The organism is Flammeovirga pacifica, from assembly GCF_000807855.2.
Lineage (GTDB): Bacteria > Bacteroidota > Bacteroidia > Cytophagales > Flammeovirgaceae > Flammeovirga > Flammeovirga pacifica.
On sequence record NZ_JRYR02000001.1, the window covers coordinates 3,927,145 to 3,946,006 of the forward strand.

Here is an 18,862-nt window from a genome sequence, read left to right on the forward strand (position 1 = left end):
ATGATTAACTGATTATTACAGAATTATAATATGGAAAACATTATAGAAGAAAACAAAGTAGCTTCCGCTGAAGGAAAAGTTGATTTTGCTTTCGTCATTAAAGTAACGCTTGTTGCAGCTTTAGGAGGGTTACTTTTTGGGTACGATACTGCCGTGATTTCGGGAGCAATCGGATCCTTAGAAAATTACTTTTTTCTATCTGCAGCAGAAAAAGGATGGGCAGCTTCATCTGCATTAATTGGTTGTATTGTAGGAGCGGGTGTAGCAGGTAAGCTATCTACCCAACTAGGTAGAAAGAAAGCTTTAATTATTGCAGGTATTTTATTTACAATTTCAGCAGTAGGATCGGCAGTACCAGAGGCCTTCACTACGTTTATTATATTCAGAATTATTGGAGGTATAGGTGTCGGTATTGCTTCTATGCTATCTCCTATGTACATCGCTGAGATTGCACCATCAGAATACAGAGGACGTCTTGTTTCTTGTAATCAATTTGCTATCATTTTTGGTATGTTGGTGGTTTATTTTGTGAATTATTTTATTTCAGGGCAGGGAGATACTAGTTGGAATGATACCGTAGGGTGGAGATGGATGTTTGCATCAGAATGTATTCCAGCATTATCGTTTACATTTTTATTATTCTTAGTACCCGAAAGTCCAAGATGGTTAGCAATGAAAGGCAAAGATGAGGAGGCTATGAATATTCTTACTCATATTTCGGCAACACCAATAACCTCATTAAATGACATAAAGTTATCTATCGCATCAGATAACAATCAAGAAAAAGCGAGTGTTTTCAAACAACCTTACCTGTTTATTGTCTTTGTTGGAGTAGCCTTATCGGTTTTCCAACAAATAACAGGTATCAATGTTTTCTTGTATTACGCACCAGAAATTTTTAAGAAAATTGGAGGCGGGAATACAGACACTGCATTATTACAAACGATAGTAGTAGGAGCTGTTAATCTAATATTTACAGTGGTAGCCATCTTCTCTGTCGATAGATTTGGTAGAAAACCATTGATGATCATTGGCTCTACCGGTATGGGTATTTGTATCACAGCCATTGGAACGGCAGCTTATTTCCAAAGTACAGATGTTTGGTTACTAGTATTTGTTTTAGGTTATATAGCTTGTTTTGCATTGTCTTTAGGACCTGTAGTTTGGGTATTACTCTCAGAGATTATGCCTAATCAAATTAGAGGTGTGGGTCTTTCAATAGCAGTAGCAGCACAATGGATCTTTAATTTTATCGTTTCTCAGACTTTCCCTATGATGATGGACAACAAGTATTTGTTCGACACCTTCCATGGAGCTGTGCCTTTCTGGGTATATGGGGCAATGTGTTTATTAACTATCCTATTTGTTTGGAAGTATGTACCTGAGACGAAAGGAAAAACATTAGAAGAAATGGAAACGTTATTCATCGACAAAAAGTAGGTGATAACATTAAAAATATTTAAAGTATGCAATTTTTAGGATTAGATATAGGAAGCTCTTCAGTAAAAGTTTCAGCAATTGATGAAGAAGGAAAAGTAGTGGCGTCAGCTCAATATCCGGAAAAGGAAATGACTATTGATGCTCCTCAACCTGGTTTTGCAGAACAGGACCCTGAAATGTGGTGGGAAGCTATTTGTAAAGGGATAGAAAAGCTTCATAATGATCCTGCTTTTAAAGGAGATGAATTAGGTGCTATTGGTATTACTTATCAAATGCATGGTTTAGTAACTGTGGATGCTGATAAAAATGTAATTAGACCTTCAATCATTTGGTGTGATAGCCGTGCAGTAGAAATTGGTGAAAATGCTTTTAAAGCAATTGGAGAAGCACAGTGCTTAAATGAGTTTATGAACTCTCCAGGTAATTTCACTGCATCAAAATTAAAATGGGTGAAGGAAAATGAACCTGATAATTTTGATAAAATCCATAAGTTCATGTTGCCAGGGGATTATGTGGGAATGAAACTAACAGGTGAAATAAGAACAACTATATCAGGCCTATCTGAAGGAATTCTTTGGAACTTCAAGCACAATAGATTGAATACGGAATTGTTGGAACATTATGGTATTCCTTTCAATTTAGTAGCCGAAGTAAAAGAAACTTTTACCAATCATGGTGAAGTCACTGAAGCTGTAGCTAAAAAGTTAGGTATTAAGGCAGGGATTCCAATTACTTATAAAGCGGGAGATCAACCGAATAATGCTTTCTCATTAAATGTTGTAAATCCAGGTGAAATTGCTGCAACAGGTGGCACATCAGGTGTAGTTTATGGTGTTACTGATGAAGCAAAGTGCGACCCTAAATCAAGGGTTAATCCTTTTGCTCACGTAAATCATACAGAAGAAACACAACGTTTAGGTGTACTATTATGTATTAACGGGACAGGTATTGCCAACTCTTGGTTGCAAAAAAATATAGCATCAAATATGGATTATGTCAGCATGAATGAAGCTGCTGAACAATCACCAATCGGCTCAAATGGCTTGTCTTATCTTCCATTTGGTAATGGTGCTGAGCGTGTTTTAGAAAATTCAAATATTGGAGCACATTACTCAAATATTGATTTTAATAGACATGATCAAAACGATTTGATTAGAGCTACTCAAGAAGGTATCGTTTTCTCTTTCCAATACGGAATTGAGGTGATGCAAAATATGGGATTAAAACCTGAAGTGATACGAGCTGGAAATGCTAATATGTTCTTAAGCCCATTATTTAGACAAACTCTTGCGAATGTTTGTGGAGCACCAATAGAACTATTGGATACCGATGGAGCCAGAGGGGCAGCCACAGGTGCTGCTGTAGGTGTAAATCACTTTAAGTCGTTTGAAGAAGCTTTCCAATCATTGAATGTAATCAAAACTATTTTACCTGAAACGGATAAAATGAAAGCTACTCAAGAAGCCTATCAACTTTGGAAGGATAGTCTTCAGAAAATATTAAATCAAGAACAGTCGACTGTTCAAACAAACTAATATAAATGAAGATTTGATCTTCATTAATTAAAATCATAACACTTAAAAATTAATTAGACGATGAAATTTTTTATTGATACTGCAAATATTGAGGATATCGCTCAAGCATATGATATGGGTATTTTGGATGGAGTAACAACCAACCCATCATTAATGGCTAAAGAGAATATTGTTGGTGATGCTAATATTAAAGCGCACTACGCTAAAATCTGTGATATTGTTGATGATAAAGTAAGTGCAGAAGTGTTATCAACAGATCTTGAGGGAATGATCAGAGAAGGTGAAGAATTGGCTGCTATTTCTCCAAAAATTGTAGTGAAAATTCCTATGATTAAAGATGGCTTAAAAGCAATCAAACACTTTGCTGCAAAAGGTATCCGTACCAATTGTACATTGATTTTCTCTGCCGGACAAGCATTATTAGCAGCAAAAGCCGGAGCTTCTTATGTATCACCGTTTATTGGTCGTTTAGACGATATTTCTCAAGACGGTATGTTATTGATCGAGGAAATCAAAGATATTTTTGATCAATACCCAGAATTGAATACAGAGATTTTAGCAGCTTCTGTTCGTCATTCTATGCACTTGTTAAAATGTGCAAGAGTTGGAGCAGATGTAGCCACTTGTCCTTTAGGTGTTTTCGAAGCACTACTAAATCATCCATTAACGGATAAAGGTTTAGCAGCGTTTATTGAAGCAGCGAAAACAATGCAAGAAGAAACTGAATTAGCATAAACCATATTTTTAAGAGGCGGGCGCATTTGGTGTTCGTCTCTATTTATTTGTGTGCGATAACAAACTATTTACTCTCAAAAAATGAAAGATATACAAACACTATCAGCTGATAATATTAGAATATTAGCAGCAGCAATGGTTGAAAAAGCAAAATCTGGGCATCCTGGCGGAGCAATGGGTGGAGCCGATTTTATTCAAATACTATATAGCGAATTTTTAAAATTTGATCCAAAAGATCCATCATGGCACGCAAGAGACCGTTTCTTTTTAGATCCGGGACATATGTCTGCAATGCTTTATGGACAGCTATCTTTGATGGACGTGTTCTCAATGGATGAGTTGAAAGCATTTAGACAATGGGGCAGTCCTACTTCGGGTCACCCAGAGGTAGATGTACAACGCATGATAGAAAATACTTCTGGACCGTTGGGGCAAGGTCATGTTTATGCAGTCGGTTCAGCTATTGCAGAGCGTTTCTTAACAGAACGTTTTGGTAAAATAACAGAACATAAAACATATGCATATATTTCTGATGGAGGTATCCAAGAAGAAATTTCTCAAGGTGCAGGTCGTATTGCAGGACATTTAGGTCTTAGCAACCTAATTATGTTTTATGATGCCAATGATATTCAATTATCAACAACAGTAGAGGAAGTAACTACTGAAGATACAGCTAAAAAATATGAGGCTTGGCATTGGAATGTAATTACTATTAATGGTAATGATTCCACTGCAATTCGTTTAGCTTTAAAAGAAGCAAATGAAGAGAAAGATAGACCAACGCTAATTATTGGTAAAACAGTAATGGGTAAAGGAGCGATTGATAGTAGCGGAAATAGTTTTGAAGGGAAATGCTCTACTCACGGTCAGCCATTATCTAATTCAGGAGCAAGTTTTGAAGATACTATTAAAAAATTAGGGGGTAACCCTGAAGAGCCTTTCGTAGTTTTTGATGAAGTACAAAAGTATTATCAAGAAGTATTAGAGCAAAAGTCTGAAGCAGCGAAGCAATATAAAGATATAGAGAACGAATGGGCTACTGAATTCCCAGATCTCGCGTCTACTCTTCAAACGTTCTTTAATAGAGAACAAAATACGATTAATTGGTCTGCTATCGAACAAGCTGAAGGAGTAGCAACAAGAGCAGCATCTGGTAAAGTATTATCATACTTGGCAGAAAATTGTGAAAATATGATTGTTGCTTCAGCAGATTTAGCGAATTCTGATAAAACGGATGCTTTCCTTAAAAAGACAACAATTCTTAAAAAGAATGATTTCTCAGGAGCATTTTTACAAGCAGGTGTTTCTGAGTTAACCATGGCAGCAATTGCTGTTGGTATGGGACTACACGGAGGTGTTATTCCAGTTTGTGCGACCTTCTTTGTGTTCTCAGATTACATGAAACCGGTAATGAGAGTGGCAGCATTAATGCAAACACCTGTAATCTTTATGTGGACGCATGATTCATTTAGAGTAGGTGAAGATGGACCAACTCACCAACCAATTGAACAAGAAGCACAATTGAGATTATTGGAGCAGTTAAAAAATCATCACGGTAAGAAAAGCTTCTTAGCCCTTCGACCTGCAGATGCCTTTGAAGTAACTGAATCTTGGAAAATGGCTGTAGAAAGTGCTGACCGTCCGGTTGGACTAATTTTCTCTAGACAAAATATTCCTTCAATTACTTCAGAAGCTGTTCGTACTCAAGATGCGTCTGAGACTAAAAAAGGTGGTTATGTAGCTTTATCAATAGGCACAAAAGTAGATGTTCAATTAGTAGCTAATGGTTCTGAAGTTTCAACTTTATCTTCTGTTGCGATCTTATTGAATAAGGATTATGGCTTAAATGTAAAAGTAGTTTCTGTACCATCTGAAGGACTATTTAGAGATCAGGAAGTATCTTATCAAAACAAAATTATTGATCCAACTTTACCGACCTTTGGCTTGACAGCAGGATTGCCAGTAACATTAAGTGGTTTAGTAAATATCAATAATGTACACGGTTTAGATCACTTTGGTTATTCTGCACCAGCATCGGTACTGGATAAAGAATTTGGTTTTACACCTGAAACAGTGATCGAATGGTTAAAACCTAAATTAGCAGCTGAAGGTTTATTAGAACCTACAACAGTTTAATTTAGACTTAACAGTCAAATAGACGAAGTGCCATTCTATGTATTTAGAATGGCATTTTTATTTAATAAATAAATTGAATTTCATATTATTTATTTGAATAGGTTGATTTCCTTTTTTTGTATAATCTATAAAATCAAAACTTATCAAGAAATCTTTATGTTTATAGTTCATCTCTTCTTCTAATGGAAAGGGTATTGTATACTTTTTTTCTCCAATGATCAATTCACCTAATAATGATTCGTCTTCATTATTAATAATTAGTTGGATGTCTTTTTCCTTAGAAATCTGGAGGTTGGATTGATTTGTTATTCTACCATAGGGTAGATCCTGAGTAAAATAATAATTGTAGCCACTTATTTCTAAATCAGAATAATGCTGATTTTTTAAATTAAATCTTTGAGATTCATCATGATGAATTTTTGAAAGATTCATTTTCCCTAAAAACACCCTTGATTGAGCATATTTTCCGTCTATATTTTTAACATAATAAGAAACAGAGTCTTTAAAAAGTGGTTGTAGTGTTTCGTATCCATGGTTTTTAATAAGATACTTTACTATAGAAACACTTTCGTTTATATCTTTAATAGGAACATCTTTTTCTATGCCATTTACCCAATGACCATTTTCATCAATCCAATGATTCTTTTCTCCTATTAGTTTTAGACGGTTAAACTGACTTTTCTTACTCACATTAAATGCACTGAAAGGACCAAAAGCAACTAATACACATAAAACAGCAAGAGAAATAGGAATCATTTTTATGAATTTATCCCTCTTTATTAATGTGTAAACTGATATAAAAGTCAGCCAAAGTCCCAATGCTATTAAGTAATATCTATTTTCTGTAATACCATATTCAGAAATTCTTCTCCAAATCGCTGCACAAAAAAGAAAAATGATAGGAAAGAGAGTGTATAGAAAAACTTTATTATATAAAGGAATCCACTTATTATTAATGTCGTTTCGAATAGGATAAATTAATATGATAGTCATTAATCCTAATATTGAAAATCCTATTGATAGATAAGAGACATACCCTTTTGGCCAATTTTGGTTTATTATTATTTGAGCACCATATACATATAATATGATGAGATAAAGTAATACTAAAGGAATTAATATGAACTGAGTGAAGTTTTTTAATATACTTGGATAGTCGAATACGTCAGTTTGAGAGGGGGCAACGGCAGGCATTTTTCCTCCAAAAAAAAGCGTACTTAAGGTGATCAAACAAATAGACATAACTTCAGGATAGCGATTACTGCTGATATGAATATCAAATAAGAAGTGAATAGCAGATATAGCTACGAATAATCCAAGGCCAATTACTAATCCATAAAACAGACATTCAATAGCTATAAGTATTGTTTCCTTTGATAATACCCAGAAATGTAATTCATGACCTTTATGTAATGATGGGGCAATAAATACTAACAGAAGAACCAAAATAGATAGTAGTATCCAACGGGAGAAATTGATAAATGTAAGTGTTTCAGGGAGTGTAAAAAGGTAAATAACTAATAAAACAACACCTATAAATTTGATGGTAGTACCTTTTATCGCATTAAAATTTTTAGATTCTGAAAATAAAGTGAGGGCAATAAATAAAGGGACACCTAATTGAGCACCGTGAATACTTCTATAATACCAAATACTAGGATCTATATCTGTTTCAATTCCATAAATGATAAGAAAGTTTAGAAGTATTGCCGATAATATGGCTAAAGGAAATCGAGATACAGATTTATATAGACCATCAATTAATTGTTGTATGGAGAGTGATTTCATTCTTTTGGTTGATGTTAGTTCATAAATAAAGGTATCATTGATATGATAATTAACGCATTTATCATCATCTTACAAGATACATCTATTTTTAGAGTAGAAAAGTAATGAAATAGGAAAGTTTGGACATAAAAAAAGGTCACTTCTAAAAAGAAGTAACCTCTCTTGGTAGCGGGGACCAGACTCGAACTGATGACCTTCGGGTTATGAGCCCGACGAGCTACCAACTGCTCCACCCCGCACTATTTTTCTGAATTGCTTGGCAAAAGTAGAGGAAAGTTTTTTATAAAAAAAATATTTCACCATTTTTATTTTAAACAAATCACAATGATTATGCATAGAATTATTTATATACTGATTGTCAGTGTTCTAACATTATTTTCTTGTCAAAAAATAAATAAGACTTCTTTTCCAAGAGAGTTGATTTCTAATTGGACATGTGTTGAAGAGACTGAAGACGCCTGTACTTTTACTTCTAATGAAAAGGAGTTGACTCCTAAGAGAGGAGGCAGAAAACATTATGAAATCAAAGAAAATGGGGATTTATTTGAAATTATTACCGGGAGTAATGACATGCCTGTTAGAGAAAAAGGAGTTTGGTCATTTAATTCTAAGGAACAAAAGCTGACATTTGTAATTGGAGAAACAGAGACGACTTATTTAGTTCAATCATTAACAAATGATAAACTAGAATTAAAACAAATAAAGCATTGATATCGTAATAAATTTTGTACGATAGAATCAATTATTATTATTTCGTATAACTTTGTTCAGGAATTATTACAAATCTTTCGTTAAAGGGAATAGATGAAACTTCAACACAAATTACTATTATTTATATCTTTATTGATTTTTTCTGGTGCTATCTACCAGAGCTGTAATAAAACAGCTGAAGATCAAAAAAGTGATCAAACAGAGACTACTGCCAATTTAGATTATCACCATTCATTTGATTTGGCTTATCCAGATTCAATATTTGTGGGAACAGAGACATGTAGATCATGCCATGAAGAAGAGTATCATCAATGGAAAGGAAGCGACCATGATGAATCAATGAAACTCGCTACAAAAGAATTTGTGTTGGGTGATTTTAATAACGTCACCTTTGTTAATAATAATGTCACAAGTCGTTTTTTCACAAAAGGCGATAAATATTATGTCAATACACAAGGACCTGATGGTAAAAATCATGATTACGAAATAAAATATACTTTCGGATTGAGACCTCTTCAAAACTACATGGTAGAAATGGAGAAAGGTAAGATTCAAGTAATCAGAGAAACGTGGGATACAGAAAAGAAAAAATGGTTTAATCAACACGATGACCTTGATGATATTCAACATTATGAATGGTTACATTGGGCAAATGGTGGAGGTAACTGGAACACAATGTGTGCTGATTGCCATTCAACCAACGTAAGAAAGAACTACGATTACCTTAAAGATTCTTTTGATACAAAGTATGCTATCATCAATGTGAGTTGTGAAGCTTGTCATGGTCCCGGTAAAGAACATGTCGATTTTGCTAATTCTGAAGAATTCGAAGAGAAGAAAGATTTTGTAGAAGGGTTGTTCATCAAACAATTTAAAAAAGGTGAAGATGCTAGAACTCTAGTAGAGAACTGTGCACCTTGTCACTCAAGAAGATCTCAGTTAGTACAGAATTTCAAATTTGAAGAAAGCTTCTATGATCAGTTTGCTCCTGAAATGTTAAGAGAAGGAATGTACTATCATGATGGTCAAATATTAAATGAGGTATATGTTTACGGTTCTTTCATTCAGTCTAAAATGTATCATGAAGGGGTAAAGTGTACCGACTGTCATGATCCACATAAAGCAGAGTTGAAGTTTAAAGATTTAAATCAAGTTTGTGCTCAATGTCATGAAACATCTGAGTATGAAGTCAAATCACATACAAAACACTCTTTAACTGATAATGTAAGATGTGTAGACTGTCATATGGTTGGAGAGGTTTATATGGGTAATGACTATCGTCGTGATCATAGTTTTAGAACACCGAGACCAGATTTAAGTTTAAAATATTCAGGTACACCAAATGCATGTAATCAATGTCATACCGATAAATCTGTGAAATGGGCAGATAAGGAATACAAGAAAATGTATGGTGAGTATAAACACGATTGGAGAGATACATTGGCATTAGGTCGTAATTATGACCCTCAGTATATAGAAGACCTTAGAGCAATGGTAACGGAGAAGAAAGCTCCTTTTATTGCTAGATCTACGGCATTATATTACTTAGCAAGAACTCCAGGAGATGGAGCAATAGATGCATTAATGCAAGGATTAAAAGATCCTGAACCTATGGTTAGAACAACAGCCGTTCAAAACCTATCACAATTATCTTTAGATGAGAGAGTAACTATTTTAAGTCCTTATTTAAAAGATGAAGTAAGAGGAGTAAGGGTTGCAGTAGCTATTGCTTTGGGAGATGCTGATGAAAGTCGTTTTAAAGGAAAATGGAAAGTAGCATTTGAAAAAGCAAATGAAGAAATGTTCCATTACTTTAGACAAGCCAAAGATTTTAGAGAAGGCCCATTCGGTGAAGGTCAATATTGGGAGAGAAGGAAAGATTACGATAAGGCAATTGACTGTTATCGTACTTCTTTAAAGTTTGATACTTTAATGAATGAAGCTAGATTAAGTTTAGCAAGAATTTATTCAATCAAAGGCGAAACTAAAAACGCTGAAAAAGAATTGAATAATGCGATCAAAGTAGATCCAAATTCTGCAGACGCTTATTATTCTAAAGGTTTATTGTTTGCCGAAACTAAAGAGTGGGAGAAATCAGCTATTTCATTAAGAAAAGCTTCTGAAATCAGCCCACAAAATTCAAGAGCATTCTATAACTTAGGTCTTGTTTTACAACAGCAAGGAAAAGTACAAGAAGCAGAGAAAACGTATTTAACTGGATTGAAATATACCAAAGAAGATCCATCATTAAGATATGCATTAGCGGCACTTTACGAGCAAACTGGGCAAAAACAAAAAGCACAGTTATATTGGCAATGGTTAAGAGCTCGCTTCCCTAACGATCCGAGATTCCAATAATCTAAAAGATTGTAACTAGTAAAAATCCTCATCTAAGTTTTCTTGGATGAGGATTTTTTTTGATTAGAGACCTGAGTTTGATGAAAAAATACAAATATCTCTTTTCCCTTTTACCTCTTACTTCATTTATTCTATCTTTGAGGAAAGTTTAAATCCACAAAACAAATTTCCTTTTTTTACCATGAAAGTAGGTATCATTATGGGAAGTCAGTCTGACTTAAAAGTAATGTCAGAGGCGGCTCAAGTATTAGAAGATTTAGGAGTTGAGTATGAATTAACTATTGTCTCTGCACATAGAACTCCAGAGCGTATGTTTGAATATGCAACTTCAGCAAAAGAAAGAGGCATAGCAGCAATTGTTGCTGGAGCAGGCGGAGCAGCGCATCTTCCAGGAATGGTCGCATCCATGACTTCGATTCCTGTAATTGGTGTTCCAGTAAAATCAAGAAATTCAATTGACGGATGGGATTCAATTTTATCTATTCTTCAAATGCCAGCAGGAGTACCTGTAGCAACTGTAGCTTTAGATGGAGCAAAGAATGCAGGTATCTTAGCCGCTAAAATAGTTGGGGTTACAGACGAAAAAGTATCAAAAAATATAGAAGACTTTATGAAAGAAATGAAAGATAAAGTCTTGACTTCAGCAGAATCAGTAGAAACTGACGGCTGGAAATCGAAAATATAACTTTATCTAGGAATTAGAAATTAGGAACTGATATTAAATTAAAAACTTCTTTCTCCTAATTTCTAATTCCTAACTTTTACCTAAATAATATGAAAATGAAATCGATCTATTTATTCTTCCTCTCAATCATCCTATTTATTAGCTGTTCTACAGAACAAACAAACGACGTTGCTTATTATGGAGAAGCATTTGAAACAGAAAATGTGATTGCTTCTACTGAGTTAAAAAATCAATTAGATAAAAAGGAGACAGTTACTGTTCAACTAGAAGGGGAAATTACAGGTGTTTGTCAGAAAAAAGGATGTTGGATGAAAATGCCTCTAGATGAAAGTGGTAATGAAGTCTTTGTGAAATTTAAAGATTATAAATTTTTTGTTCCAATGGATGCTTCGGGTAAAACAGCTATCATAAATGGTGTAGCCCAAAAAGAAGTAATTGATATAGCTACATTAAAGCACTATGCAGAAGATGCAGGTAAATCAAAAGAAGAAATAGCTCTAATTGTAGAACCAGAAACTAAGTACACATTTATGGCTGCAGGTGTTGTAATAGAAAATTAAACTAAAGTGTAATGCATTAGTGACTCAATTTTTTATCAAATAGCCACCTCTAACATGAACAAATTACTAACTCTATTCATTACGATATTATTTTTATCAGTAGTGATTTATGGCTGTCAAACATCTTCAAAAGAAAGAACATCTACAAACTATCCTAATGGAGGTTCTGAATTAGCTTGGTTAATGAGAGATGTTACAGATCAAATGGAAGCACAAAGAAATGCTATTATTAAAGGTGATTCATTACAGAAATATCCTTTAGAAGTAACACATATTCTAACCGCTGAGCCTACTGAAGAAGGAAAGACATCTTCTAAACAGTACCAATCATTAGCAAGTAATTTCTTGAATCACATTAATCAGTCTTCAGATATTCATTTAAAAGGACAGATTGATCAGTATAATACTACAGTTTCATTGTGTGTCAATTGTCATGAAACACAATGTCCTGGACCAAACGTGAGAATTAAAAAATTGTATATCGCAGAATAGATTTTATGCTGTAGGTTAATTTTTTACTCAGTCAAAAAAGAAAGGAGAAGTATCAAAAGGTGCTTCTCCTTTCTCATTTTGTCAGTCTTCCGATAAATTTTTGTCATATCAAAAAACAATCTGACAGTTCGGAAATCTGTTTTCCGTCAAAATGTCATAAAAATTCACTTGGCACATCAGTTGTCTAGTAGAAGTTGTCTTTGGAATAAAAGACAATCAAAAAAGATTAAAAAAATCAAAGAAATAAATTAAAACAAGTTATGGGAAAAATCATTGGTATTGATTTAGGAACAACGAACTCTTGTGTTTCTGTAATGGAAGGTAACGAGCCAGTTGTTATTGAAAACGCTGAAGGTAAAAGAACAACACCTTCTATCGTAGCATTTTTACAAGACGGAGAACGTAAAGTAGGTGATCCTGCAAAACGTCAAGCTATTACTAACCCACAAAATACTATCGCTTCTGTAAAGCGTTTCATGGGTAAACAATATTCTGATGCTGGTAATGAGATCTCTCAAATGGCATATGAAGTTGTTGAAGGACCGAACAATACACCAAGAGTTAAGATTGGTGACAAATTATATACTCCACAAGAAATTTCAGCAATTACTCTTCAAAAAATGAAGAAAACTGCTGAGGATTACTTAGGATCTGAAGTAACTGAAGCAGTAATTACTGTTCCTGCTTACTTTAACGACGCTGAGCGTCAAGCAACAAAAGAAGCTGGTGAAATTGCAGGTTTGAAAGTTTCACGTATCGTGAACGAGCCAACAGCAGCAGCATTAGCTTACGGTTTAGATAAAGCAAATTCTGACAAGAAAATTGCTGTATTTGACCTTGGTGGTGGTACATTCGATATCTCTATCCTTGAATTAGGTGATGGTGTATTTGAAGTATTAGCTACTAACGGTGATACTCACTTAGGTGGTGATGACTTTGATAAAGTAATTATCGACTGGTTAGCTGAAGAATTTATGAAAGATCACCCTACAATCGATCTTCGTAAAGACCCAATGGCATTACAACGTTTGAAAGAAGCGGCTGAAAAAGCGAAGATTGAGCTTTCTGCAGGTGCTAAAACAGACATCAACTTGCCATACATCACTCCAGTAGATGGTGTTCCTCAACACTTAATGAAAGAATTATCTAGATCAGACTTCGAACGTTTGGCAGATACTTTAGTTCAAAGATCATTAGAGCCATGTCGTAAAGCATTACAAGATGCAGACTTGTCTACTTCTGATATCGACGAAGTAATCTTAGTAGGTGGTTCTACACGTATCCCTAAAGTTCAAGAAGAAGTTGAGAAATTCTTTGGTAAAAAACCTTCTAAAGGTGTAAACCCTGACGAAGTTGTTGCAGTAGGTGCAGCTATCCAAGGTGGTGTATTAACTGGTGAAGTAAAAGACGTTCTTCTTTTAGACGTAACTCCACTTTCATTAGGTATTGAAACTATGGGTGGTGTAATGACTAAATTAATTGAGTCTAACACAACTATTCCTACTAAGAAGTCTCAAGTATTCTCAACTGCAGCTGATAACCAACCAGCAGTAGAGATTCACGTACTTCAAGGTGAGCGTCCAGTAGCTACTGGTAACAAAACTTTAGGTCGTTTCAGTTTAACTGATATTCCTCCAGCACCAAGAGGTGTACCTCAAATCGAAGTTACTTTTGATATTGATGCCAACGGTATCGTTAATGTATCTGCTAAAGATAAAGCGACTGGTAAAGAGCAATCAATCAAAATCGAGGCTTCATCTGGTTTGACTGAAGAGGAAATCCAAAAAATGAAGGACGAAGCAGCAGCTAACGCTGATGCAGATAAGGAAACTAAAGAGCGTGCTGAGAAATTAAACGAAGCAGACTCAATGGTATTCCAATCGGAAAAACAATTAAAAGAGTTTGGCGATAAGCTTTCTGAAGGTAACAAAACAGCTATCGAAGCTGCTTTGAAAGACTTGAAAGAAGCACACGCTTCACAAGACTTAGATAAAATCACTCCTGCTTTAGATGCATTAAACGCAGCATGGCAGGCAGCTTCTCAAGAGATGTACCAAGCAACAGGTGGTGACGCAGCAGGTGCTGCTGGAGCTGCAGGTGAAGAAGGTGCTGCTCAAGGTGGAGAACAACAAAGTGGCAACGCAGATGACGATGTGACTGATGTTGACTTCGAAGAAGTAAAATAATTTGGATAGAAATATTTAAATTAAAGAGTTGGAAGAGGTTTTGCTTATTAATTTAAGTAAAACCTCTTTTTTTGTGTTTTTTTGCCGCACACTTAGTATTATGTCACTATTTTATTTTGAAGTGCTTATCTTTAGGAGATTTTACTGCTAAACAACATAAATGAATAACATAAAACCAAAATACTTCCTGAATACGATTTTTGTCATTTTCCTATTTTCCATGAATGCATTATTTGCTTCAGATAAGGATGATGATATTAAATTGGCTATAACAATAGATAGTGCTATTTATCATGGTAATGGAGCAATTGTAGATCAATACATAGACTATGATACTTTTACTCAAAGAGTATTTCAAAAATTACATAAGCAGCCTTCAGAATGGAAGGAGTATGCAGCAGCTTTCAAACAGAATATACGATTAGGTGATTTACTAATTGAACAAATAGGTTCAGGGGGAGAGTACAGCTTTGTGAAAGTAATTGAAGATCCCGACGGACAAACTAATTTATTATATAGAATGCTTAAAGGTGATGGTTGGTTAGATTATCACGAAGTACTATTGGTAAAAAACCATTTGGGTGAATGGAGTGTGGCTGATGTATATTTTTATTTTAGTGGAACTTATTTATCAGATATAATATCCATATTATTGGCTCAAGATGATCCAGAATTAGTTGCCAATAAATCACTAAGAAGCTCATTATTAAAAACAAGGGATTTATTTAGTTATAATCAAGAGGGTATGTATGGAAATACAGAAACAGCCTATGACTCTTTGTCTAATTACTTCAAAAAGCAAAAGAATACACGATTAGCTTTAATGAAAGCAAAGGCAGGGCAAGGTGATATGACTCAATTGGAAAAGCTTAAATCAGCCTATTTGTTAGACTTTCCTTACGATAAAAGTATTCGTTTGATGATGATGGAGATCTATGGAAGTTTAGATAATTATGAACAATCACTTTTAATGAATGAGGAATTGTCAGAATTAATTGGAGGGGATGAATATTTAAAATTAAGAACTGCAGAAATATATTTATCTTGGGACAAATCATCTAAAGCAAAAAAGATTTTGAAAAAGATGATTAAAAATGAAAGTTTCCCAACAGATTCCAGATTGTTACTTATTGATTTGTATTATCTAGAAGAGAATTACAAGGGTATGTTATCAGAACTACTTATTGTATCTGATATGGTTGGGGCGAAGCCTGAAGAAATACTACCAAAAGATAGTTATCCTAATTTTTATGCATCATCAAATTGGCAAAAAAGAAAAATATAATAAAAAAAGTCTGAGTTAAAATTAATTTAACTCAGACTTTTTTTTGATGTAATCGAAAATTAAGCGTTAGCCATCAACATTTCCTCTACATCTTTATATTCTAAACCAAAAGCATCAGCAACGGCTTTGTAAACTACAGTTCCATTAATGATGTTTAAGCCTAATTTTAACTCTTTGTTTTCACGACAAGCTTTTTCCCATCCTTTATCAGCTAACTGAAGAGCATATGGAAGAGTTGCATTTGTAAGTGCAAGTGTCGAAGTATAAGGAACAGCTCCAGGCATGTTCGCTACACAATAGTGCATTACACCATCAACATCAAAAACTGGCTCAGCGTGAGTAGTTGGTTTTGTAGTTTCAAAACAGCCACCTTGATCGACAGCTACATCTACTAAAACAGCACCAGACTTCATAGTCTTTAGCATATCTCTTTGAATTAGGTGAGGAGCTTTAGCACCTGGGATAAGTACTGCACCAACAACCATATCAGCATCTTTAATTTCTTCTCTGATGTTGTGCTCAGAAGAAACCATTGTTTTCACGTTGGCAGGCATGATATCGTCTAATTGACGTAATCTGTATAAGTCGATATCCATAATAGTAACATCTGCACCCATACCGGCTGCAATTTTTGTTGCTTGAGTACCAACAATACCGCCACCAATAACAATTACCTTAGCAGGTTTTACACCCGGTACGCCTCCTAAAAGAATACCACGTCCACCCATTGGTTTCTCTAAATACTTAGCTCCTTCTTGAGTTGCCATTCTACCAGCCACTTCAGACATAGGAATCAATAGAGGAAGGCTTCTGTCAGCTCTTTCTACTGTTTCATAGGCTAGACAAACAGGCTTTTGCTCGATCATTGCCTTAGTTAGTGGCTCATATGATGCAAAATGGAAGTAAGTAAATAGTAACTGATTTTCTTTGATTAGAGGGTATTCAGCTTCAATCGGCTCTTTTACCTTCATAATCATTTCAGCGATAGCATAAGTATCTTCAATTGTTGGAAGAATTTTAGCACCTGCTGCTACATATTCTTCGTCAGCAAAGCCACTTCCGCTACCTGCAGTTGCTTGGACATATACTTCATGTCCTCTTTTTACTAACTCTTTCGTGCCACCAGGTGTTAAGGCAACACGGTTCTCGTTGTTTTTGATTTCCTTAGGAACGCCAATAATCATGGTTGTATGTTATTTATATGTATATATATGTGTTTTAAAAAAAAATCGATGAATTGGGTATTACGTCGGTAGTGTAATTTAAAAGCAAATGTAATAATTCATCAAATAGTTAGATAATATTTTTAAAATAATTTTTGGTCAGATGTAATATTTTTGATGATTAATTTTGAATTGGACACAAAAAAGCCTCATATACAGAATAAAAAGTATATGAGGCTTTGTGTTGATATTTTTAATACTAGTATCCTAGTGATTGGTTTTCAACTGATGCTTTCTCTAATAAAGTAGCATATTGATCTGCTGTAACATCTTTCGAGAAGTAACGAATAGGGTTTACCTTTCTTTTTTTGTGAATGACCTCGTAATGTAGGTGAGGAGCAGTTGATGATCCTGTACTTCCTACTTCACCAATTTTTTGACCTCTAAATACCTTTTGTCCTCGTTTCACATAAAACTTAGACATATGGGCATATTTAGTAACGTATCCAAAGCCGTGGTCTACTTCAATTTCCCAACCGTAACCTCTATTTGATTTTCTGGCCTTAATAACTTTACCATCACCAGTAGAGTATATGGCTGTACCTTTAGGGGCAGAGAAGTCAATTCCAGCGTGCATTTTCTTTACCTTTAAAATAGGATGGATTCGCATACCAAAACCAGAAGCTAATCTTTTTAAGTCTTTGTTGTCAACAGGCTGAATTGCTGGAATAGCAGCCAGCATCTTAGATTTATTTAAAGCTAGGTCAACAATCTCATCATATGATTTAGTTTGAACATACATTTGACGTTTCAAATTATCAATTTGAGATAGTGTACTAAGAATCATATCTTGGCGTGCTAACTTTTTATCTAATAGATCTTGATATTTTTGAGATCCACCAGTACCCGCTTGACGAATTTCTTTAGGGATAGGTTCAGCTTCAAAAATGACTCTATATATTTTATCGTCACGATCTTGTAACGCAATTAAAACTCTTTTCGATTCATCCACTTCTTTTTGAAGAAGTTTATGAGCGTATAACAAATCCGCATTTTCCTTTCTTAATCGAGCTTCTTCAGCTGAAGGGAAATACTTTATATATATTGCGGAGAAGAAAAATCCGAACAGTGAGCACGCAAATAGTAACCCCGTGATATTCACGAACATATCTAGTGGAGAGGTTTTAACTCTTTCATAACGACATGTTTCTGTATCGTAGTAATATTTTATTTTTGCCATAAATAAAAACTAGAATCTACTTGATTCTAAAAGGTTGAACTAGCAAATAAACAAAAAAAGCAGGACATTATCAATTGATGCCTTAAGTATACCTATAACGTTCAACTTTTTATTTTATTATGAATGTATTGATAATAGCCTACTTAGCAGTAATTGTAAAATCACCCATTCCTAACAAAATTCAATTACACTTGCATTCTAATATTCTGCGCTTACCTTTGCACTCCCTTCAAACGGAAGGCAACCAATAAAAGACGTAAGTAGTCTTATTCTACAGTACTCTTTTATTTGACATAATGTAAAGAAGAACAGCAATTCAAATTAAAATCCAAATGAAATTTAATTAGTCTTGCATATTAAAAATCTCTTCTTACCTTTGCACTCCCCTTTAACGAAAGGGAAAACAAAAAGTGCTGAATAAGGAAGATAGATGTTATTTTAAAGTGGTCAAAAGACGCTTAAAAATACAGTTTTAGAGTTAAGTAATTGATTTTAAAACGCTTCAAAAAAACTTCAAATTTTTTCTCAAAAACATTTGGAAGTTTAAA

14 protein-coding genes and 1 tRNA gene are annotated in these 18,862 nt (G+C 34.4%); 11 read left to right on the forward strand and 4 right to left on the reverse strand.

Going from position 1 to position 18,862, the window contains the following annotated elements; translation table 11 throughout:
* The first annotated feature begins 30 nt into the window (after positions 1 to 30).
* The 4 genes from xylE (at position 31) to NH26_RS15400 (ending at position 5,846) form a co-directional block, all read left to right on the forward strand.
* Positions 31 to 1,440, forward strand: coding sequence for a D-xylose transporter XylE (gene xylE / locus NH26_RS15385; protein ID WP_084812199.1), 1,410 nt, complete (start codon positions 31 to 33; stop codon positions 1,438 to 1,440).
* Positions 1,441 to 1,466: 26 nt separating this feature from the next.
* Positions 1,467 to 2,975, forward strand: coding sequence for a xylulokinase (locus NH26_RS15390; RefSeq protein ID WP_044227529.1), 1,509 nt, complete (start codon positions 1,467 to 1,469; stop codon positions 2,973 to 2,975).
* Positions 2,976 to 3,035: 60 nt separating this feature from the next.
* Positions 3,036 to 3,710, forward strand: coding sequence for a fructose-6-phosphate aldolase (gene fsa, locus NH26_RS15395; RefSeq protein WP_044227531.1), 675 nt, complete (start codon positions 3,036 to 3,038; stop codon positions 3,708 to 3,710).
* An 81-nt stretch (positions 3,711 to 3,791) separates the two neighbouring features.
* A complete protein-coding gene (locus NH26_RS15400; RefSeq protein ID WP_044227534.1) occupies positions 3,792 to 5,846 on the forward strand; it encodes a transketolase family protein in 2,055 nt (684 codons plus the stop codon).
* 57 nt (positions 5,847 to 5,903) lie between these two features.
* On the opposite strand, the gene NH26_RS15405 is transcribed toward NH26_RS15400, so the two are convergent.
* Together NH26_RS15405 and NH26_RS15410 are read right to left on the reverse strand one after the other, a co-directional pair.
* Positions 5,904 to 7,634 (reverse strand): DUF4153 domain-containing protein, encoded by a 1,731-nt coding sequence (locus NH26_RS15405; protein ID WP_044227537.1) that lies wholly within the window; start codon positions 7,632 to 7,634, stop codon positions 5,904 to 5,906.
* A gap of 163 nt (positions 7,635 to 7,797) precedes the next feature.
* Positions 7,798 to 7,873: transfer RNA gene (locus tag NH26_RS15410), tRNA-Met, on the reverse strand.
* 91 nt (positions 7,874 to 7,964) lie between these two features.
* Here NH26_RS15410 and NH26_RS15415 point away from each other — a divergent pair.
* The 7 genes from NH26_RS15415 to NH26_RS15445 all read left to right on the forward strand — a co-directional run bounded on the left by NH26_RS15415 (position 7,965) and on the right by NH26_RS15445 (position 15,911).
* Positions 7,965 to 8,345: a hypothetical protein gene (locus tag NH26_RS15415; RefSeq protein WP_139263107.1), complete on the forward strand. Its 381-nt coding sequence runs from the start codon at positions 7,965 to 7,967 to the stop codon at positions 8,343 to 8,345.
* 93 nt (positions 8,346 to 8,438) lie between these two features.
* Positions 8,439 to 10,703: a tetratricopeptide repeat protein gene (locus NH26_RS15420; RefSeq protein WP_044227542.1), complete on the forward strand. Its 2,265-nt coding sequence runs from the start codon at positions 8,439 to 8,441 to the stop codon at positions 10,701 to 10,703.
* Positions 10,704 to 10,884: 181 nt separating this feature from the next.
* The gene (gene purE / locus NH26_RS15425; protein ID WP_044227545.1) at positions 10,885 to 11,388 is read left to right on the forward strand and encodes a 5-(carboxyamino)imidazole ribonucleotide mutase; all 504 of its coding nucleotides are present in this window, start codon (positions 10,885 to 10,887) and stop codon (positions 11,386 to 11,388) included.
* Positions 11,389 to 11,483: 95 nt separating this feature from the next.
* A complete protein-coding gene (locus tag NH26_RS15430) occupies positions 11,484 to 11,948 on the forward strand; it encodes a DUF4920 domain-containing protein (protein ID WP_044227592.1) in 465 nt (154 codons plus the stop codon).
* Between the two features lie 54 nt (positions 11,949 to 12,002).
* Positions 12,003 to 12,440, forward strand: a complete 438-nt coding sequence (locus NH26_RS15435; RefSeq protein ID WP_044227548.1) for a hypothetical protein — start codon at positions 12,003 to 12,005, stop codon at positions 12,438 to 12,440.
* A 260-nt stretch (positions 12,441 to 12,700) separates the two neighbouring features.
* Entirely contained in the window at positions 12,701 to 14,626 is a 1,926-nt protein-coding gene (dnaK, locus tag NH26_RS15440; RefSeq protein ID WP_044227551.1) for a molecular chaperone DnaK, read from the forward strand.
* 160 nt (positions 14,627 to 14,786) lie between these two features.
* A complete protein-coding gene (locus tag NH26_RS15445; protein WP_139263109.1) occupies positions 14,787 to 15,911 on the forward strand; it encodes a tetratricopeptide repeat protein in 1,125 nt (374 codons plus the stop codon).
* 59 nt (positions 15,912 to 15,970) lie between these two features.
* Here the strand turns inward: NH26_RS15445 and ald are convergent, their stop codons facing one another.
* Together ald and NH26_RS15455 are read right to left on the reverse strand one after the other, a co-directional pair.
* Complete coding sequence (gene ald / locus NH26_RS15450; RefSeq protein WP_044227555.1) at positions 15,971 to 17,095, reverse strand: alanine dehydrogenase; 1,125 nt, start codon at positions 17,093 to 17,095, stop codon at positions 15,971 to 15,973.
* Positions 17,096 to 17,333: 238 nt separating this feature from the next.
* Positions 17,334 to 18,314: a M23 family metallopeptidase gene (locus NH26_RS15455; RefSeq protein WP_044227560.1), complete on the reverse strand. Its 981-nt coding sequence runs from the start codon at positions 18,312 to 18,314 to the stop codon at positions 17,334 to 17,336.
* Positions 18,315 to 18,862 lie beyond the last annotated feature (548 nt).